The organism is Rhodanobacter sp. TND4EL1 (assembly GCF_054061035.1).
Map to the genome: position 1 here is coordinate 701,063 of NZ_JBSSDT010000002.1, position 19,633 is coordinate 720,695.

Below are 19,633 nucleotides of genomic sequence, written 5' to 3' on the forward strand. Positions count from 1 at the left end.
CTGCGCATGACGGTATTGGTGATTGGCGCCAGCAGCCAGATCGGGCGATTCCTCTTGCCGCGCCTGCTCGCCAGCGGCGAGCCTGTGGTGGCTTTGAGCCGGCAGTCGCAAGCGGTGTCCGCGGGCATCCACTGGCTGCGGGGCCGGCTGCCCGATCAACCGCCACCGCTGCCACCGTTGTCGGCGATCATCAGTTTCGGCCCGCTGGCGGGCTTGGCCGATTGGCTGGCCCATGCACCACTGCGTGATGCACCGCGGGTGGTGGCTACCAGTTCGATGAGTGCCGAAAGCAAACGCGACTCGCGGGTTCCCGCAGAACGGGAAATTTCGCGGCAGTTGCGCGACGGCGAAGCGGCGCTTGCCGCTGCCTGCGAACGCCACGGCAGCGCGTGGACGGTGCTGCGCCCCACCCTGGTGTATGGCGCGGGTCTGGACAAAAGCCTCACGCCGATGGCGCGGCGCGCGATGCGCACGCGAGTGTTCCCGTTGCCGGCCGGCCGCGGGCTGCGTCAGCCTGTGCATGCGGACGATATTGCCCAGGCCACGCTGGCGGCGCTGGAATGTCCCGCATCGGCGGGGCGGATCCTTCCCATCGGTGGTGGCGAGCGTTTGCCCGCTGCCGAGATGTTCGCGCGAGTGCGTCGCAGCCTTCCGGTGACCACGGTGCCATTGCCATTGCCGACGTGGCTGCTGCGTGCGGGCAGGGCGGCGCTGCCACGCCTGCGCGGTCCGCTGGATCGGCTGGAAAGCGACCTGATCGCGGACAATACGGAGCTGCAGCGCGTGCTGGGTATCCGGCCACGAGCGTTCCAGCTCGATGCCTCCATGTGGATGTCGCCCGTGTAAGTTCGCAAATTGCCCGCGTTTTGCCCCGAAACGCGCAGCCACGTTCATATGCCCGCCGGGTGGCAGGCCCTATCATCGAACCACTCGACCGCCGGATTCCGTCACGTTGAATGTCCTCACCCGCCTTCGTTGGATCGCCAGTCGCAGCTGGCCCTGGTTGCGCATACCGTTCTGGATCAGCATGGGACTGCTGGTCGGTTTCGTGCTGCCGTACACCCTGGTGTTGAACAAGCGCGTGCAGGATCGCTTCAACGAACTGGTCTTCGCGGTTCCGACCCGTGTCTACGCGCGCCCGTTGCCTCTGTCCGTGGGCGAGCCGATGACCTCCTCGGCGCTGGAGCTCGAACTCACGTTTGCCGGCTACAGCGAAGACAGCAAGGGCCAGGTCGCCGGCAGCTGGCAGAAAGAAGGCCTGCGCTACACGATTTCGTCGCGCGGTTACGCCGGCCCGGATGGCGGCGAGCTGCCCAAGCGCATTCGCGTCACGCTCGGCAGCGGCACGGTCAAGGCAGTGCAGGACGCCGGCAGCGGCAAGACGATCGAGCTGGCCCATCTGGACCCGGCACGCATCGCCACGCTCTACGGCGCCAGCCAGGAAGAGCGTCGCTTCGTGCGTCTGACCGATGTTCCGCCCTTGCTGGTGAGTGGCTTGCAGGCCGTCGAGGATCGCGATTTCAATCACCACATCGGCATCGACTTCAGCGCGATCGCGCGCGCGGCGTTTGCCAACCTGCGCGCCGGACACACTGTGCAGGGCGGCTCCACGCTGACCCAGCAATTGGTGCGCAACCTGTTCCTCAGCCGCGACCAGAATTTCACGCGCAAGATCAACGAAGCGTTGATGTCGTTGCTGCTGGAGGCGCATTACAGCAAGGGACGGATTCTGGAGGCGTATGTCAACGACGTCTTCCTCGGGCAGCAGGGCAACCAGGCCGTGCATGGCTTCGCTGCCGCGTCGGAGTTCTACTTCGGCCGCCGTCTGGAAGACCTGCGGCCACAGGAGATCGCGCTGCTGGTAGGCATGGTCAAGGGGCCGAGCTATTACGATCCGCGCCGCGCGCCGGAGCGCGCGCTGACCCGGCGCAACCTGGTGCTGAAGGAATTCTTCGAGACCAACCTGATCACCGCGGCGCAACTCAACGCGGCGCAGGCCACCCCGCTGAACATCGTCAGCAACGGTCAATTGCCGCACAACCGCTTTCCGGCGTTCATGGACCTGGTGCGCAAGCAGATCACCGCCGATTTCGACGAGGACGCCTTGCGTGAGGGCAATCTGTCGATCTTCACCACGCTCGACCCCGCCGCCCAGCTGTACACGGAACAGGCGATCACCAGCACGTTGAAGGGCTTGGGCAAGCGCGGTGACGGCGTGCAGGCGGCGGCGGTGGTGACCAATGCACACACCGGCAGCGTGCTGGCCGTGGTCGGCAGCAAGATTCCGGGTGATCCCGGCTTCAACCGCGCGCTCGATGCGCGACGACCGATCGGTTCGACGATCAAGCCCTTCGTCTATCTGGTGGCGCTGACCCAGCCCGAACGCTGGAACCTGGCCAGCCTGATGGATGACAGCCCTATCAGCATGCGCCAACCTGATGGCAGCATGTGGACGCCGCAGAATGACGACCACCGCAGCCACGATCCGCTGATCATGGTCGACGCGCTGGCGCACTCGTGGAACCTGGCAACGATTCATCTGGGCATGAGCGTGGGGCTGGGGCGGATCCAGTCGTTCCTGAAATCATTCGGCATCGGCGACATCAACCCCAGCCCGTCACTGTTGATCGGCGCGCTGGACCTGGCGCCGCTGCAGTTGACCCAGTTGTATCAGTACCTCGCTGCCGATGGACATGCGTTGCCCCTGGTCGCGGTGCGTGGCGTGCTGGATGGCAACGGGCGCACGATCAAGCGTTACCAGGTGCAGGGCGGCCCGGGCGAATATCAGGAGGCGGTGCGGCTGACCACCTGGGCGATGCAGCAGGTGGCCGAGTACGGCACCGCCAGTGCACTCGGCAATTCCGCACTGGGCTCGCTGCACGCCGCCGGCAAGACCGGTACCAGCAACGACATGCGCGATAGCTGGTTTGCCGGTTTCACGGGGGAACACCTGGCCGTGTTCTGGATGGGGCGCGACGACAACAAGCCGACCACTCTGTTTGGTGCCAGCGGTGGCTTGCGCGCCTGGCGTGATCTGTTCGCCAAGCTGCCGACGCGGCCATTGTCCGGGGCGCCGGGCGCCGGGCTGCAAATGGCATGGCTGAACCCGGCCACCGGCAAGCGCACGGAGCCGCAATGCGAGGGCGCGCAACAGGTGCCGGTGATTGCCGGCAGCTTGTCCGCCGACACCGAAGGTTGTTTCTGGCAGAACCTGTTCGGTGGCAACGACAGCGCGCCGCCAGCGGACACCTCTGCACCACCCAACGGAAACTGATCATGTTGTTTCGTCCCCGATATCTGCTGCTGTCCCTGAGCATCAGCAGTCTGCTCGCTGGCTGCGGCATGTTTGCCACCGCGCCGCCTCCGCCGGCGCCGACACCGCTGCCGGCCTACGACCAGGTCGCCGCGATCCGGGCGGCGGGCGAGCGTGAAAAGTCGATCATCGCCGTCAATCCCCTGCGCGACCCTGGCGTCGATGCGTTGCAGGATGCGGCCAGTCGCGATGAGCAGACGGGCCACTACGCCGAAGCGGCCAGCAAGCTCGACCAGGCGCTGAAGCTCAATCCCGACTCGCCGGAGTTGTTGCAGGAGCGGGCTGAAATCGCGGTGCGGCTGAAGGACTTCCCCACGGCAGAACGCCTTGCCCACCGTTCATGGTCGCTGGGTCCGCAGTTGGGTCCGCTGTGCGCGCGGAACTGGCAAACCATTGTCGAAATGCGCTTGCAGGCTCGCGACGAGGCGGGTGCGGCCACCGCACGCAAGTGGGTGGGGCAGTGCCACAAGGCGGGCGTGCCGCGTTACTGAGTGCCAACCACGCAGAAATGTAGCCAGCGAGGATCGCTCAGACCAGCGTCGCCAACACCAGCACGATGCCGACAATGCTCACCGCCCAGACCAGCGTGCGCAGGTAGGGAGTGCCGGCGACATACACCGGCAAGTACGCCAGCCTGGCCCAGAAGTAGAGTTGCGCACCCAGCAACGTCATGCCGCCATGGCGCTGCAGCACGACTGCAAGCAGCACGGCCGCGGCGAACAGCGGAAAGGTTTCGAGGAAATTGTTGCTGGCACGATACAGGCGCGCAGCGATGCCCGTCAGCGGCTTGGGGGCGCCGTCGCGAGCGCCGACGGCCCAGGTCAAGCCGCGCTGGCTGACTGACCCCGTCGCGGCCAGCGCAATGTGCACCAGCCCCAGCACCACGCTCCAAAGCAGCAAGCTCAGTTCGGTCATCATCGTGCGTTCCCCTCGGTTGGTGTCGCCATGGTGATTCATTCCGTCATCGCACGCCATCAGATCTGCATGGGCGGGTATGCCGCGCGCGAGTGCTGGGCGATACTTCGGAAATGATGGAGTTTGAACAAAGCGATCTCGACGATCTCGACAGCTTGTTGGGCGCCGAAGGTCCGTTCGCCCGCGAGCTGCCCAATTTCGCCCCCCGCGCCGCCCAGCAGGTCATGGCCCGCGCGGTGCAGCAGGCCATCGAGGGCCGTGACACGCTGATTGCCGAGGCGGGCACCGGCACCGGCAAGACCTATGCCTACCTGGTGCCGGCGTTGTTGTCGGGTGAGCGCGTGATCATTTCCACCGGCACCAAGGCGCTGCAGGATCAGCTGTATTTTCGCGACCTGCCCAAGGTGCGGTCGGTGCTCGACGCACGACTGAAGACGGCCCTGCTGAAGGGGCGCGCCAACTATCTGTGCCTGTACCGGCTGGACCAGACGGTACGCGAAGGTGCCAGTTTCGAGCAGGCGCAGGCGGCGAAACTGGCGACCATCCGCGCGTGGTCGGCGAGGACCCGTCGTGGCGACCGGATGGAGCTGGCCGAGGTGCCGGAGGAATCGCCGCTGTGGCCGCGGGTTACCTCGACGTCGGAAAATTGCCTGGGCGTGGAGTGTCCGTTCTACGACGACTGCCACGTGTTCAAGGCGCGCCGCGAGGCGATGGAAGCGGATGTGGTGGTGGTCAATCATCACCTGCTGTTCGCCGACCTGGCGCTGAAGCAGGAGGGTTTCGGCGAAATCCTGCCCGGTGCGGCGGCTTTCATTCTCGACGAGGCGCATCAGATCCCGGAGCTGGCCGGGCAGTTCTTCTCGCAAAGCCTCAGTGCGCGCCAGCTGACTGACATGGCCAGGGATGTGCTGACCGAATGCAACGGCATCACCGGCGCGATCGGCCTGTTGCTGGAACCGGTCGAAGCCTTGCAGGATGCCTTGCGCAAGCTGCGGCTGGCGATGGATCCGCTGCCATCGCGCGGCGCATTCGCGCTGCTGGACGATCGCGCCGAGGTGCGCACTGCGCTGCACGACCTGCGCGAACTGCTGGCGACGCTGGCCGAACTGCTTGCCTCACAGGCCGAGCGTTCACGCGGTTTCACCAACCTGCACGAGCGTGCCGAGCTGTTCACCGAGCGGCTGGATCGCATTGTCGAATCGCACGGCGAGCAAGACGTGCGCTGGTATGAAACGTTTTTGCGCGGCTTCGCGTTGTACGCCACGCCTCTGGATCTGGCTGCGCCCATGCGCGGTTTGCGCGAGCGGACCCAGGCGGCGTGGATCCATACCTCGGCGACGCTGTCGGTGGCCGGCAATTTCGATCATTTCGCCCGCCAGCTCGGCCTGGATGAGCCGCGGACGTTGAGCCTGGAAAGTCCGTTCGATTACGCGCGGCAGGCATTGTGCTATCTGCCCGCCGGCTTGCCCGATCCGAATGCACGCGATTACACCGATCAAGTCATCGAGGCGGTGCTGCCGGTGCTGCACGCCTCGAATGGGCGCGCGTTTTTGCTGTTCACGTCGCATCGCGCGCTGCGTCGCGCCGCTGAACTGCTGCAGGACAAGGTGCCGTGGCCGCTGTTCGTGCAGGGCACCGCGCCCCGGCCGCGATTGCTGGAGGAGTTCCGCGCCAGCGGCCACGGCGTGCTTCTGGGTGCAGCCAGTTTCTGGGAAGGCGTCGACGTGGTCGGCGAAGCGCTCAGCGTGGTGGTGATCGACAAGCTGCCGTTTGCCGCCCCCGATGATCCGGTGCTGATGGCGCGCCTGGCCGCACTGGAACAATCCGGCATCAACCCGTTCATGGGCTGGCAGGTGCCCAGCGCGGTGATCGCGCTGAAACAGGGTGCCGGTCGGTTGATCCGCGATGTGCACGATCGCGGCGTGCTCGTGCTGTGCGATCCGCGCCTGACCGGCAAGGGCTACGGCAAACTGTTTCTGGCCAGCGTCCCGCCGATGCCGCGCACGCGCGAACTGACCCAGGTGCAGGCATTCTTCGACAACCCGGAAACAACCCCGTAGGAGCCTGCTGGCGGGCGATGCCCTGTTTCGTGAATCGCAAGAGCGTTCGCCCGCGAGCGGGCATCTGCAACAATGCAACAACGACAAGAGGGGAACGGGCATGGCCAAGGTCACCGGACTGGGCGGCATCTTCTTCAAATCACGCGACCCCGCCGCACTGTCGGCGTGGTACGCAAAGCATCTCGGGCTGACCGTTGAAGACTGGGGCGGGGTACGCTTCAACGAAGACCAGCAACGCCCGGGCTACACGCTGTGGTCACCCTTCGCCGCCGACAGCGATTACTTCGGCGCCGGCTCGCAGCGGTACATGATCAACTTTCGCGTCGATGATCTCGACGCGCTGCTGGCGCAATTGCGTGCCGCTGGCGTCGAGGTGGACGAACGTGTCGACCAGAGCGAATTCGGCCGCTTCGGCTGGATCACGGACCCGGACGGCACGCGGGTCGAACTGTGGCAGCCGCCCGGGTAGCGCTCGCGGCCTGAGCAAGTCCGCAGATCCATTCGGCGCCAACCGCGGATGGAACCGCCGGAGTTGTCCGGCATAGCGCTAGCCGATCTTGAGCCGCTTGTGGCGAAGCGCGAGGCAGGCGGATTCCGGACGTCATAAAATGCACCAGCCCACCGGACAGCGAAGCGGCATGTGAACGACATGATTCATCCATAGACCCCATGGGATTGCCTGCGCCACCGCCTGAGGGCGGGGTGAAAGGGCGATCCGTCGGTTCAACGCGTCGCGGCTGATCAGGCCGCGCGCATGCATGGAGAATCCCCGCATGCCGGATGCACGCATTCGCGTTTCCCGCCTCGTATTTTCATGGCCGGACGGCACACCCGTGCTGGATGGTCTGTCGTTCACGCTGGGCCCCGGTCGTACCGGGCTGGTGGCGCCGAATGGCGCGGGCAAGAGCAGCTTGCTCAAGTTGCTGGCCGGTGAACTGCAGCCGCAGGCCGGCCAGATCGATGTCGACGGCGTCATCGGCTATCTGCCGCAGAGCCTGCCGCTGGATGGCCATGTCACCGTCGCGCAGGCGCTGGGCGTTGCCCCCAGGCTGCAGGCGCTGGACGCGATTCTGGCGGGCAGCGCCGAGCCCGCGCACTTCGACACCCTCGACAACCAATGGGATCTGCGCGAGCGAATCGAAGCGACGCTGGCACGTGCGGGCCTGCCCGACATGCCATTGCAGCGGCGGTTGGACACGTTCAGCGGCGGCGAGGCGATGGCGCTGAGACTGGCCGCGCAAATGTTGCGCCGGCCGGACGTGCTGTTGCTGGACGAGCCGACCAACCATCTGGATCGCGCGGCGCGGCTTCGGCTTCATGCGCTGTTGCGCGAGTGGCCGGGCTGTCTGCTGGTGGCCAGCCATGATCGCGAGTTGCTGCAGGGCATGGACCAGATCGCCGAACTGACACCGTCCCGCTTGCGTCTGTACGGCGGCGGTTTTGACTTCTATCGCGAGGTGGTGGAGATCGAACAGGGGGCCGCCGAACAACAGGCGCGCAACCTGCGCAGCGAACTGAAGCGTGAGCAACGCGACATGCAGCAGGCTCGCGAACGCGCCGCGCGGCGTGCCGGCAATGCCCAGCGCAACCTCGCTGACGCCGGCCTGCCGCGCATCGCCGCCGGTATCCGCAAACGCTCCGCCCAGGTGTCGGCGGCCCGGGTCGACAGCGTGCATGGCGACCGGGTGGAGCAGGTTCGCACGCGCCTGCGCAGCGTTACCGAGTCACTGGCCGAAATCCGTTCGCTGGATCTGGCCCTGCCAGCGACGCGGGTGCCGGCCGATCGCGTGCTGTTCGCCGGCGAAGGTTTGCGCGTGCGACGGGGCGGCCGCGAGCTGTTCGGCCCGGGCGGCCTGTCGCTGACTGTTGTCGGCCCGCAACGCATCGCCTTGTGTGGTGCCAACGGTGCCGGCAAGTCGACCCTGTTGCGGATGCTGGCTGGCGCGTTGATACCCGACGCGGGCAGCATTCGGCGGGGCCCGGGTCGCATCGCCTGGTTGTCGCAACGCCTCGACCTGCTCGATCCCGCACGCACCGTCATCGACAACTTCGCCACCTTCACGCCCGACATGCCCGCCCAGCAGCGCGCCAATCTGCTCGCCCGCCTGCAGTTTCAGGGTGATCGCATGTATCTTCCGGCCGCCACGTTGTCCGGCGGCGAACGCCTGCGCGCGGTGCTTGCCTGCGTGCTGCACGCGACACCGCCAGCGCAGTTGCTGCTGCTGGACGAACCCACCAATAACCTCGACCTGGACAGCATCACCTTGCTTGAGGAGGCATTGCCGTACGAAGGCGCGTTGGTCGTGGTCAGCCACGACGAGGCGTTCCTGGCGGCAATCAGAATCGACCAACGGCTGCAGCTGGTGGATGGCCGACTCGTGCAAGAGCCTTGATTCGCGCAGTTGAGACGCGTGCTCAAGGGTGCGTCAGCCGAGCTGAGGCGAGATGCCTTTTGGAAAGGCTGGTCTGCTCGAAAGCGCCGGTGTGCCGGCCCGCCCGGGAATAAAAGGCTGCGGCGGGCGTCTACCTGCATTCCCCGGATTTCCACAGGCTCCTCCGTGAATTTCGATATCGGCCAAGACGCGACCGTCCGCTCGCTGCTGAGCCTCAAGTTGCACGACTGGTGCGCGCTGGGCATCGCCAATCGCTTTGCCTGGCGCTGCTCGACCGCCACCGTGCTGCTGCCGTTCTTCCGCCACCACGTGGGTCGGCGCCATCTTGATGTGGGCGCGGGTACCGGCTTCTATCCGGCCAGTGCCCGGCTGCCCGCTTCAACCCGGGTCACCCTGCTGGATCTCGATCCCGACAGCCTGCGTGCGGCGCAACGGCGACTCAAGCGCGGGTCCACGCAAATCGTTCGGCACGATGTGACGGTGCCGCTGCCCGGTCGGGTGGGCCGCAGCATGGACTCGATATCACTGTTTCATCTGCTGCATTGCCTGCCCGGAACGATGGCCGACAAGGCGGAGGTACTTGGCCACCTGAAGTGGCACCTCGCTTCTGATGGCGTGCTCTACGGCGCCACCATCCTGGGCGACGCCGCCGATCACAACAGTCTTGGTCGCCGGTTGATGGCGATCTGCAACCGCAAGGGCATCTTCGACAACCGGCATGACACCGTCAAAGCATTGGAACTGGCGCTGCGCAAGCACTTTGCCTACGTCCATGTACGCGTGGAAGGCACGGTGGGGTTGTTCGAAGCGGCCCATCCCGTAGCTTGAGCGAGGTCATTCATGAAACAGCGTATTTCCACCGCCCCCGAGGTCAGGCCGGACTGGCGGGTTACCGGCTGCGAGCGACGTGTCGACCCGACCTGGGACGCGCGTGACCGGCCGGTCGATACTTCCCATTCGCGCCATGCTTGCTCGCCGGTTGCGCCTGATCCATGGGCGGACGAGATCACGGCCCGGGCTCGGGCGGCGCTGTCGGTGAGCAGCGCCGGGCTGGATCACGGCGCGTTGCCCGCATCCGCGAACGACGGACCTCCTCCCGTACGTGTGGAACCTGTCACCACCTTGCTCGACGTGCTGAAGGCCGCCGTGCAGATCGAGCCCGATCCCGTCGAGGCCGGTCTATGGTGTCGCCGCACCCGCATTGCGGAATTCGGAGATATCACGGCGGCCGAGCTGGTTTCGCTGGGTCGCGCTGACGAAGTGATCGGCTTTCTGCATGCCGTTCGCGACGGCGCACGCGACTGACCGGGCTGCCGTCCTGCCGTGGTGGCAAGCGAGCAGTATCGGCAGCGCCTATTCCAGCGCGGCGCCGAAGCGCTCGCGGCGCGGCAGGTAGTGGTGTTTCGGGTCAAGCGAAATGACCACATGGCGGGCACGGCCGACGATTTCATTGCGCGGGAAGAAGCCGAAGTAGCGTGAATCCATGCTGTTGTCGCGGTCGTCGCCCAGCAGCAGATACTCGCCTGCCGGTACCTGCACCGGCCCGAAACTGCTGGCCGGGCTGGGGCGACGGTCCGACAGGCGGATGGCGTGGCGCACGCTGCCGTAGCGTTCGGTTTCGTAGTGCGCCGGATCGCGCAGGTCATCGTGGATGCCTGTGTAGCGGCTTGCCGTATAGACGGCTGGGCGGCCGTTGATGAACAGCACGTTGCCGCGCATCGCCACCTCATCACCGGGCAGGCCGATCACCCGCTTCACCAGCCGTTCGTTGGCGGCCGGCGAATCCAGCACCACGATGTCGCCGCGTTGCGGGTCGGCCAGGTGCATCAGCGAAACGTGGGTCAGCGGCAGGCGCACGTCATAGGCCAGCTTGTCGACCAGGATGCGGTCGCCGATGCGGATGGTCGGCTGCATCGAGCCGGTCGGCACCACGTTCCAGTCGGCCACCGCGCTGCGGAACACCAGCAAGCACAACATGAAGGTGATGAAGCCCTTGTTGCGGGTCAGGAATCGCGCGATCACGTGAATGGCATTCGCCCGTTCGAGTCGGCTGGTGTGCCTGTTCTGGCAATGACCGCGGCGGCAGGCTGAAGTTTCATTGTCATCCCGCTGCCATCCTGTGGCCGGCATAAGGCCCGCGCTTGCCCGCGTTGTCGCCGCCTCTGGTGGTGTAGTCGACACTTCATTCCGGGTAAGGATGGTGCGATGGGTTCATGGACACGGACGGTGACGGCCAAGGTATTGGGTATCGGCATGCTGGCCTTGCTGATGACGATACCGCTGATGCAGGTGAGCGGCCTGGTGCGCGAGCGCCAGCAACTGCGGGCCAGCGCGATCGCCCAGATCGCGCAGGGCTGGGGTGCGCGCCAGGTGCTGGGCGGCCCGGTGCTGGTGGTGCCGACGCTGCGGCAGGAGACGTCGACCGGCGCCACCACGCCGTCATGGCACGCAGGCAGCGAGACGGTGCTGGCGGATACGTTGAAGATGGACGTGGCAATGACCGTGGAAAAGCGCGGCTACGGCATCTACAGCGCGCCGGTGTTTGTCGCCACGGTGAAGCTCGGCGGCCAATTTCGTGCGCAGGACATCGCACAATTCCGCCGCGACAGCGACGCCCCGTGGCAGGCGGGCAAGGCCGAATTGCGTCTGCCGATCGGCGACTTGCGCGGGCTGCAGGAAGTAAGCGACCTGCGCATCAACGGACAGCCGGCGCGCTTTGAGTCCTCGGCCAGCCGGCTTGGCCCGTGGCCGAACGTGGTGGTGCCGATCGACCTTGACACGCTGGGCGATCAGCCACTTGATGTGCAGGTCAGCCTCAAGCTGGCCGGTACCGAAGCATTGCAATGGCTGCCATTGGCGCGCAGCACCGACGTGACCGTGCAGGCGCCGTGGAGCGACCCCGGCTTCATCGGCGCGGCGTTGCCGCTGGAACACAGCATCGATGCCGCCGGGTTCAGCGCGCACTGGCATCTGCTCGATCTCAATCGCAGCTACGGCCAGCACTGGAATGACGCGACCGGTGGCATGGACAAGACCCTGCAGGCCTCCACTTTCGGCGTGCAGCTCTACCAGCCGGTCGACGTGTACCAGCGCAACGTGCGCGCGGGGAAATACGGGCTGCTGTTCATCGCGATGACCTTCGTGGCGTTCTTCCTGTTCGAAATCCTCAAGCGCCTGCGCGTGCATCCGGTGCAATACTTGCTGGTCGGCGCGGCGCTGGCCACGTTCTACGTGGTGCTGCTGGCGCTGTCCGAACAGATCGGCTTTGGCCCGGCCTATGCGTTGGCCGCCACGGCGGTAGCGGTACTGGTGGGCGGATACGCCACGGCGGTACTGCGTGCGCGGCGGGCCGGGCTGTTGTTGGGTGGCGTGCTGGGGCTGATCTACGCGATGCTCTACGGGCTGATCGCGGCCGAGCAATACGCGCTGCTGATCGGTGCCCTGGTACTGCTGGCGATGGTGGCGCTGATGATGTATCTGACCCGCGGTATCGACTGGTATGCGTACGCTCCAACCGCAGCCGAGCCGGCAGCCGCTATCATGGACAAATCATGAACCTGCTCGCGATCGAAACCGCCACCGAAGCCTGCTCCGTCGCCCTGATCCACGGCGATGAACTGATCGCGCGCAGCGAGATCGCGCCGCGCCGGCACACGGAACGGGTATTGCCGATGGCCGACGAATTGCTGGCCGAAGCCGGCATCGGCCGCCACGCACTGGATGCCATAGCGGTCGGCCGCGGCCCCGGCGCGTTCACCGGCGTGCGCCTGGGCGTGTCACTGGCACAAGGCATGGCCCTGGCGCTGGATCTTCCGGTGATCACCATTTCCTCGCTGGCTGCACTGGCGCTGGAAGCGCCGGAGGAAGAGGGCGCCGCGATTCTCGCCGTGATCGACGCGCGCATGGGCGAGATCTATGCCGCCTGCTACCGCCGCGACGACAACGGCGGCCTGATCGCGCTGGACGAGGAGCGTATCTGCACCCCTGACACTCTGGTGCTGCCGGAGGCGGACGCCTGGCAGGTGGTCGGCAGCGGTTGGGCTACCTATGCCACGGTGCTCAGCCAGTGCCTCACCGGCACGCTGCATTCGGCCGATGGCCTGCGCTACCCGCAGGCTGCCCATGTCGCCGAGCTGGCGCTACGTGAGTTCAATGCCGGCCACGGGCAGGCGCCCGAGTTGGCGCTGCCGGTCTATCTGCGCGACAAGGTGGCGTTGACGCTGGTGGAGCAGGGCAAGGCATAGTTGACGGCGGGCCAGGCTGTGCGGCCGGTTCGGTCCGAGTTGATCTGATCCATTCGTTTTGATCCGTTCGCCCGACGGGTGCTTCCTGCCCCGCCGAATCCAGGCATGGCAGCTTCCGTGAATGGCGGTTTCTCCGGCTTCACCTGGCGGAAGTGCCATGTCGACGTGACGATGCACTTCACGCGCCGGATGGCATGCTGACGCCTTGAGGTATGCGGCCAGCCGGCTGATTGCCCATCCGTTCACACAGACGCCGCCGCTCCTGCACGGCTTTCCCGGGTCCGGATGACGAGGCGGTTGGTTACAATCGTGAGTTGCCTCCACGTCTGACTCTTTTCCTGAGCCTCCGAATGAACAGCCCCGCGCAAACACCGCTTCGCCCTGTTGGTAAACGCTCTGCAGGGCCGCAGGGCACTCAGCTGTTTTCCGCGGCGGAATTGCGTCAGTACGCCAGTGAAGCGGAGCTCGGGTCAGACGGGCGTGCCAGCGTCCACGAGCCGGTGCTCGAAGGCATCAGTGCGGGACTGGAGGGTCATCGTTTCTCGCTGCGCTCGGGCCGGCAGACCATCGGCCGAGCCGGCAGCAACGACTTTGTCGTCGACGATCCGAGCGTCTCGTCTGGCCACGCCTGGATCATCAACCAGCACGGTCACTACGTCATCATGAACACGCTCTCGACCAACGGCACGTTCGTCAACGACAAGAGCATCCATGAAGCGATCCTGAAACACGGTGACCATATCCGGCTGGGTCAGGCAGAGTTTGTGTTTCTGACCCGTGAGCGCGGCATTGGCGGCACGGTGCGCCTGCGCTGGGTGGTGACCGGCGTGCTGGTGCTGGCCGGGCTGGGTGTCCTGGCCTGGTGGCTGGTTTGATACGCACGCCGTGAGCGAAGCGACCATGCCGCAAAAGGTGGGCCGCTACCGCATTGATGGTGTCCTGGGTGAAGGCGCAATGGCTGTGGTCTACGCCGGCTTCGACCCGGACATTGGACGCCAGGTGGCGATCAAATGCCTGCATCGGAAGATCGCCGCCGACCCCGCCTATCGCGAGCGGTTTCTGGTCGAGGCACGGGCCGCCGGCCACCTCACTCATCCGCATATCGTTACCCTGTTTGACGTCGGGGAGACCGACGACGGCCGCGCCTACATTGCGATGGAACGCCTTTCGGGCGAGACCCTGGCCAGCCGGGTGGAGCGGGAGGGGTTTCCGCCGCTGCCGGCGATGATCGAGTTGATCACGCAGGTCGCCGGTGCACTCGACTATGCCCACGCCCACGGTGTGATTCACCACGACATCAAGCCCGAGAACATCATGTTGGCCGACGGCTGGCGGCAGGCCAAGGTCAACGACTTCGGCATTGCCGATCGTCGCGGGGGGCTGGGCGACAGCCACCGTCCGCGCACCGAGATTGCCGGTACCCCGGCATACATGGCGCCCGAGCACCTGCGCGGTGAGTCCACTGATGCGCGCACCGATCTGTTTTCGCTGGGTGTGGTGCTCTATTGGCTGCTTGCCGGCAAGTTGCCGTGGCCGGATACCGCTGACATGCGTCAGTTGATGCTGGAGCGCCAGCGGTTGCCGCGGCCGGCAATCCAGCCGCGTGATCCGTCCACCCCGTCGATTCTGCTCGATATCGTGCACACCTTGCTGGCTCCGGAAGCTGCGGCTCGCTATCAGCGCGGCGCCGAGGTTGTGGATGATTTGCGACTGGCTCGCCGCGAGTGCGAGCGGCAGACCGAAAAGCCACTGGCTACTCGAATCATCTCGCTGCGGCTGCGCTGGGTCGGTATCCTCGGCACCATTTTGAGTGTGACCTTGCTGTTGGGATTGGCCGCCATCCACGCCAAGCAGAACGCTGCCATTACCGGTCTGGCACGGGACTTCGGCAGTTCGTTGGGGCGCATGGTTGCCAGCGAGTCGGCCGAGGATCTGCTGCTCGGCGATCGCGCCGCCACCCGTGCGCTGGTCGAGGACATTGCCCGCAACCAGCAGATTCACTATCTGGCCGTGGCTGATCGTCATGGCGAAATCATTGCCAGTACCCAGGCCGATCAAGTCGGTCAGAAGCTGCCCGTGCTGACGGGACAGAGGGCGTTGACGCAAGCGGGTAATATCGCGAGCTATCGGGGCAGCATCGTGAACGGCAAAAGTCTGGACGAAATGCTGCTGTTCGATGTGCCGGTTCATTACCAGTTGGCGACGGTGGGCGAGTTGCGTCTCGGAGTCAGCGACGCACCACTTCGTGCCGCGCAGAAAACCACCTTGTGGGTCATCATTGCCGTGCTGCTGGCCACATTGGCCGTGGTGGTGGGTGCCGCCTGGTGGATGTCGCGACGACTGCTGACCCTGCTGGATCTGCTCGGCAATGCGTTGCTCAAGGTGGCGCGGGGTGATTTTCGCTACCGTATCCGGCTGGTTCGCCGTGATGAGTTGGGGCGGTTGTTCGCCACCTTCAACCTGATGAACAGTGCGCTGCAGGCCCGTCCGCAGCGCTCCCGGCAGCCCGTTGCACCGCAGGCGGCAACCGCGGACATCACACGACCTACGCAAATCCTGTCTGCCGCGGTGCGGGACGACGATACGCCGTGGACGCACGGTTGACCGGACACACCAGGTCGCCCCCGTTTCAGAGTTGCTTGAGTCGGCGCTTGAGTTCGAGTGCCCGGGTTCGATAGACCACGGCCGGCTCGTAGTGCGGATCCATCGCCAGTACGCGATCCCACAGGGCGATAGCCGGATCAAGGCGCTGGTCGCGATACAGCACGATCGCGCGTTGGTGGAGCGAGGCTGCAAGATCCTTGCGCAGGGACACGGCTTTGTTTCCGTCTGGCGCCAATTGCGGGTCGACAGCCAGCGCCTCGTCGAGCCGTGACAGCGCCTGTTCCTTGTGGCCACCGTCGAGCAGCGCCACGCTTTCCCGTTGCAGGCGTTTTGCCTTGGTTGCGGGTGATTCCCTGGTGGTTGGCACGTCCCGCCCGATGGTTGGCGAGATGCCGATGGTCGTCTGCGCGGATGTGGTGCGGTCGGGGCCGGTTGCATTGGGCGATACGATTGCGGTCGGCATTGAACTGCGTGCGGCGGTGGTCGGCACTTGCACCGTGTCGCCGACGCGCAGCAGCGACGGATTGGTCGAGCCGTTGTAGCGGGCCAGGATCAGAAACAGGCTGGCGTCGTCCAGGTAGCGGGCGGCCAGCGTGCTGTAAGAGTCACCTGCCTGCACCACATGAGGTTGCGACTTGCGGCCAAGCCATTGTTCGGGATTGGTGGTCAGCTGACGCAGCATGGCCTGAGCCGGCCGATCACCGGGATGCTGTGCAAGATACCTGCGCAGCGCTTTTTCGCCCTCTGCGTAGTCACCGTGTTGAAGTTGATTGTTGACGATTGCGGCGAACGAGACGTCACCGCCAGCATGCGCCGCCCGCGCTGCATCGGCGCGGCTGACCTCCGTGGACTGATGCGTGGACTGCCCGCCGACCCGTGACTTGAGCTTGTCCATCTGCGCACAGCCGGACATGACCAGCGTGATCAGGAGCGCCGCGATGGGCACGGGTCCTGGCAGTTGCCGGCGATGGTCCGGTGATCGTGTCACTGTCATGCGTTCTGCTCCATTCGGCCTGACTGTCAGGCCATTACATCGCGTTGATGGCGAGTCGTGCTGCCGGTCACGCCAGACCACAGCCGGTGACTGCATCGCCAGAGCCACTCTTTCCAGCCTGTCCGGGCGAGGATCAGTGCCACGTTGTCACCATCCTCCCCGCCGCGTTCCAGCGCTTGCGTCAACGCCTCGCGCAGGGCGCGGCGCTGATTGCGCCGACGCGTGAATCGCCCCAGATCCTGCGTCGACAGACTTTCCCATACGCCGTCGCTGCACAAGGCGAACGTCTGTCCGGGGCGCAACAGGGCGCCACCGTGATCGACCTGGGGCGCTTGTGCTCCGCCCAGTCCTCGCAACAGCTTGTGTTGCTCCGGATCACTGCCCAGTTGACTGGCCGCCAGTTCACCACGGCGTACCCGCAGCTGGGCCACGCTGTGATCTTCGGTGCAGTCCAGGCAGCGCCGGCCCCGAAAGCGGTACAGACGGCTGTCGCCGACGTGGGCCCAGTACGCGCGGCTGCCCCTTGTCAGCAAGGCCACGACGGTTGAATGTGGTTCCCCATAGGCCAGGCCACGCCCTCGGCGACGCAGTTCGGCATGAGCGTCCTGGCACAAGGTTTCAAGAAACAGCGCGCCGGGCTGGTCGCGCCACAGACCCTGCTCCCACAACCGGCGGGCCACGTCGATGACGCCGGCAGATGCGAGCTCGCCAGCTCCGTCGCCACCCATGCCGTCGGCCAGTACCAGCAGGCGCGCATCCTGCTCGGGATCATGCAGACAAATCAGATCATCCTGCTGCGTCGGGCGGCCGCCGCGCGCACGTCCGGCCGCGACCAGCGGCAAGGTGCGGGTCTCGAGATCCTTGTCCATCGTTCAGCGACCCCTGATCATGGCGGCCGTACCGCGGAGGCAGGCCTGCATCATTTCTCGCGCATTATAGCTTTGGTGACTTCTCCGCCGTGGCGCATCGCCGCGCGTGCATCACTCTCACGAACGAAAACTGTGACGCACCATGGATCTGGATGGATTGATGTCGGAGTCGGCCGGGAGTCGGCGGCTGCAGAGGACTACCTGTGGCCATCCCGATCTGGCCATCCAGCTCGCCGGGCGGGTGCAGGCTCACGGAGATGCCTATGGTTGTGCCGGCCGGCACGTCCATTCCGTTTTGTCTGCGCGACATCGGTGGCGTTGACGCTGGTGGAGCAGGGCAAGGCCTGACGGATGTCGCTGGTCAGGTTTGTGCGAGCTTCTCGTGCATGCGCTGGTAGTCCTTGCGGTACTTTTTCGCCAGCGCTGACTTGGCGGGTTCATCCAGAATCTTCCCCGCAAGCTGGAAGAAGATTCTTTCCTCCTCGCGCAGATGATCGTGCAGTTCCTTCGAGAGTTGGCGCACCTTGGCCATCCAGCTGCGGCCGGCGTGGTCGGGTGTCTGCAGGTCCGCCACGATCTCGTCCATCTTGTGATGGTCGGCGAGCGCATCGCGGGAGGAGTCCAGCCCCCGGTCATCCATCAGCATCGGCGCATACAGGTAGCGTTCTTCCGCGGCTTCATGCGCCGCCAGTTCGATGCGCAGCTGGGTGAACACTTCCACCCGGTGTTCGCCAACTTTCGAGAGCGTCAGTTTTCGCATCAGCGAGCGCTGAATCTGGTGGCTTTCGCGAAGGGCTTCGAAGATGTTGTCGGTCATGCGCAAATTCCGTGGAAGGGTGAAAGCGAAAGTCTTCTGCGGTTCGTGGCGCGAACCAAGGTTCGACTTCAATGACGGTCAAGCTGATCACTTTCCTTGTCGAGAACGCGTATGTCCCATGGCTGCCTATCGCCAGAGCGGGGCGTAGGGCGGGCACTGCCCGCCGTTTTCCGGTGAGGTCGCACGGCTGGAGTCGGCAGACAACCCTGTCGCCGGTCGTTGCCCATGCATCCGCGATCTCGAGTCGGGGTTGAATGCGACGAGCGGGCAAAGAGCGCGACAGCTCGCTCGTTGCTCGCCACTCACTGCTGTCAGAGCTGTCCGATCACCAGTTGCACCAGCAGGCTGCTCACCGCCACGGCGATCCACACGCCCAGTCCGAGCAGGATGGGCCGGGGTCCGCTGGAGATCATCTTGCGGACGTTGGCCGACAGGCCGATCGCGGTGAGTGCCACGATGATCAGGAATTCGGCCAGGATGTGCAGCGCGGGCTGGATCGCGACGGGAATCAGGCCGGCGGTGCGCAGGGCCGAGGCCACCAGGAACCACAGGATGAACCAGGGGAAGATGCTGGCCAGGCTGAACTTGCCGGTGCTGCCGGCGGCGGCATGCTTGCGCTTCTCGCGAGCGGCGACCACGAAGGCCATCACCAGGCAGACGGGAATGATCAGGGTGGCGCGGGTCAGCTTGACGATCGTGGCGTAATCACCGGCGGCGTGGCTGAAGCTGTAGCCGGCGGCGACCACCGAAGAGGTATCGTTGATCGCGGTGCCGGCCCACAGGCCGAAGCCGAGGTCGCTCAGATGCATCAGGTGGCCGAGCAGGGGAAACAGCAGCACGGCCACGACGTTGAACAGGAAGATGGTGGAGATCGCAAACGCGGTGTCGTGGTCGTCGGGGCGGATGATCGGCGTGACGGCGGCGATCGCCGAGCCGCCACAGATCGCGGTACCCACGCCGATCAGCACCATCAACTTGTCATGCACGCCGAGCCAGCGGCCGAGTCCCCAGGCGGAGAGGAAGGCCACGGTCATCGTCACCAGGGTGACCGAAAGCGACTCCAGGCCGGTCTTCGCCACTTGGTCCAGGCTGAGTCCGAAGCCCAGCGCAATGATCGACCACTGCAGCACCTTCTTGCCGGCAAACGCGATGCCGGGCGAGAAACGTGCACCCGGCGAGAGCAGGTTGCCCACCAGAATGCCGAGCACGATGCCGATCACCGGTCCGCCAATCAGCGGCGCCCAGCGGCCGAGCAACCAGGCCAGCAGCGCGATCGCGATGGCCAGCAGCAGGCCGGGCGCGCGTTGCCGAATGAGGTTGGGCGAGGGTGAGGTGGCAATGGTGGACATGATGGGCTCCTGTGATGGCCGCCATTGTCCGCTCGCACAACGATAAGTAGAACTTGGAATGTGTGATCGGTCGTA

18 protein-coding genes are annotated in these 19,633 nt (G+C 65.4%); 12 read left to right on the forward strand and 6 right to left on the reverse strand.

What is annotated here, in order from left to right; all coding sequences use genetic code 11:
• Window positions 1-6 precede the first annotated feature (6 nt).
• From ACVWWQ_RS09680 to ACVWWQ_RS09690, 3 genes are all read left to right on the forward strand, one after another.
• Complete coding sequence (locus ACVWWQ_RS09680; protein ID WP_133947762.1) at window positions 7-846, forward strand: NAD-dependent epimerase/dehydratase family protein; 840 nt, start codon at window positions 7-9, stop codon at window positions 844-846.
• 106 nt (window positions 847-952) lie between these two features.
• Entirely contained in the window at window positions 953-3,274 is a 2,322-nt protein-coding gene (mrcB, locus tag ACVWWQ_RS09685) for a penicillin-binding protein 1B (RefSeq protein WP_133947760.1), read from the forward strand.
• Between the two features lie 2 nt (window positions 3,275-3,276).
• Window positions 3,277-3,804 carry a tetratricopeptide repeat protein gene (locus ACVWWQ_RS09690; protein WP_099653795.1) on the forward strand — a complete coding sequence of 176 codons (528 nt, stop codon included), beginning with the start codon at window positions 3,277-3,279 and terminating at the stop codon, window positions 3,802-3,804.
• A gap of 37 nt (window positions 3,805-3,841) precedes the next feature.
• Here the strand turns inward: ACVWWQ_RS09690 and ACVWWQ_RS09695 are convergent, their stop codons facing one another.
• On the reverse strand, window positions 3,842-4,231 hold the full coding sequence (locus ACVWWQ_RS09695) for an MAPEG family protein (protein WP_133947758.1): 390 nt from the start codon (window positions 4,229-4,231) through the stop codon (window positions 3,842-3,844).
• 113 nt (window positions 4,232-4,344) lie between these two features.
• Here ACVWWQ_RS09695 and ACVWWQ_RS09700 point away from each other — a divergent pair, with 113 nt between their 5' ends.
• The 5 genes from ACVWWQ_RS09700 (at window position 4,345) to ACVWWQ_RS09720 (ending at window position 9,986) form a co-directional block, all read left to right on the forward strand.
• A complete protein-coding gene (locus tag ACVWWQ_RS09700) occupies window positions 4,345-6,288 on the forward strand; it encodes an ATP-dependent DNA helicase (protein WP_457383414.1) in 1,944 nt (647 codons plus the stop codon).
• 100 nt (window positions 6,289-6,388) lie between these two features.
• A complete protein-coding gene (locus tag ACVWWQ_RS09705; protein WP_133947754.1) occupies window positions 6,389-6,757 on the forward strand; it encodes a VOC family protein in 369 nt (122 codons plus the stop codon).
• 304 nt (window positions 6,758-7,061) lie between these two features.
• Window positions 7,062-8,681: an ABC-F family ATP-binding cassette domain-containing protein gene (locus tag ACVWWQ_RS09710; RefSeq protein ID WP_133947752.1), complete on the forward strand. Its 1,620-nt coding sequence runs from the start codon at window positions 7,062-7,064 to the stop codon at window positions 8,679-8,681.
• Between the two features lie 165 nt (window positions 8,682-8,846).
• Window positions 8,847-9,509 carry a class I SAM-dependent methyltransferase gene (locus ACVWWQ_RS09715; protein WP_133947750.1) on the forward strand — a complete coding sequence of 221 codons (663 nt, stop codon included), beginning with the start codon at window positions 8,847-8,849 and terminating at the stop codon, window positions 9,507-9,509.
• 12 nt (window positions 9,510-9,521) lie between these two features.
• Window positions 9,522-9,986, forward strand: coding sequence for a hypothetical protein (locus ACVWWQ_RS09720; protein WP_133947748.1), 465 nt, complete (start codon window positions 9,522-9,524; stop codon window positions 9,984-9,986).
• Between the two features lie 48 nt (window positions 9,987-10,034).
• Here the strand turns inward: ACVWWQ_RS09720 and lepB are convergent, their stop codons facing one another.
• The gene (lepB, locus tag ACVWWQ_RS09725) at window positions 10,035-10,703 is read right to left on the reverse strand and encodes a signal peptidase I (RefSeq protein WP_457383377.1); all 669 of its coding nucleotides are present in this window, start codon (window positions 10,701-10,703) and stop codon (window positions 10,035-10,037) included.
• A 183-nt stretch (window positions 10,704-10,886) separates the two neighbouring features.
• On the opposite strand from lepB, the gene creD reads away from it, so the two are divergent.
• From creD to ACVWWQ_RS09745, 4 genes are all read left to right on the forward strand, one after another.
• A complete protein-coding gene (creD, locus tag ACVWWQ_RS09730) occupies window positions 10,887-12,236 on the forward strand; it encodes a cell envelope integrity protein CreD (RefSeq protein ID WP_133947746.1) in 1,350 nt (449 codons plus the stop codon).
• Window positions 12,233-12,925: a tRNA (adenosine(37)-N6)-threonylcarbamoyltransferase complex dimerization subunit type 1 TsaB gene (gene tsaB, locus ACVWWQ_RS09735; RefSeq protein WP_133947744.1), complete on the forward strand. Its 693-nt coding sequence runs from the start codon at window positions 12,233-12,235 to the stop codon at window positions 12,923-12,925. The genes creD and tsaB overlap by 4 nt, the downstream gene beginning before the upstream one ends.
• 350 nt (window positions 12,926-13,275) lie before the next feature.
• On the forward strand, window positions 13,276-13,800 hold the full coding sequence (locus tag ACVWWQ_RS09740) for an FHA domain-containing protein (RefSeq protein WP_099653787.1): 525 nt from the start codon (window positions 13,276-13,278) through the stop codon (window positions 13,798-13,800).
• Window positions 13,801-13,810: 10 nt separating this feature from the next.
• On the forward strand, window positions 13,811-15,529 hold the full coding sequence (locus tag ACVWWQ_RS09745; protein WP_133947742.1) for a protein kinase domain-containing protein: 1,719 nt from the start codon (window positions 13,811-13,813) through the stop codon (window positions 15,527-15,529).
• Window positions 15,530-15,554: 25 nt separating this feature from the next.
• Here ACVWWQ_RS09745 and ACVWWQ_RS09750 read toward each other — a convergent pair whose 3' ends face one another.
• From ACVWWQ_RS09750 to ACVWWQ_RS09765, 4 genes are all read right to left on the reverse strand, one after another.
• Entirely contained in the window at window positions 15,555-16,523 is a 969-nt protein-coding gene (locus tag ACVWWQ_RS09750) for a LysM peptidoglycan-binding domain-containing protein (protein WP_133947740.1), read from the reverse strand.
• A 26-nt stretch (window positions 16,524-16,549) separates the two neighbouring features.
• Window positions 16,550-17,392, reverse strand: a complete 843-nt coding sequence (locus tag ACVWWQ_RS09755) for a PP2C family protein-serine/threonine phosphatase (RefSeq protein ID WP_133947738.1) — start codon at window positions 17,390-17,392, stop codon at window positions 16,550-16,552.
• A 361-nt stretch (window positions 17,393-17,753) separates the two neighbouring features.
• The gene (locus tag ACVWWQ_RS09760) at window positions 17,754-18,209 is read right to left on the reverse strand and encodes a hemerythrin domain-containing protein (protein WP_099653783.1); all 456 of its coding nucleotides are present in this window, start codon (window positions 18,207-18,209) and stop codon (window positions 17,754-17,756) included.
• A 311-nt stretch (window positions 18,210-18,520) separates the two neighbouring features.
• Window positions 18,521-19,558, reverse strand: a complete 1,038-nt coding sequence (locus ACVWWQ_RS09765) for a YeiH family protein (protein WP_133947736.1) — start codon at window positions 19,556-19,558, stop codon at window positions 18,521-18,523.
• Window positions 19,559-19,633 lie beyond the last annotated feature (75 nt).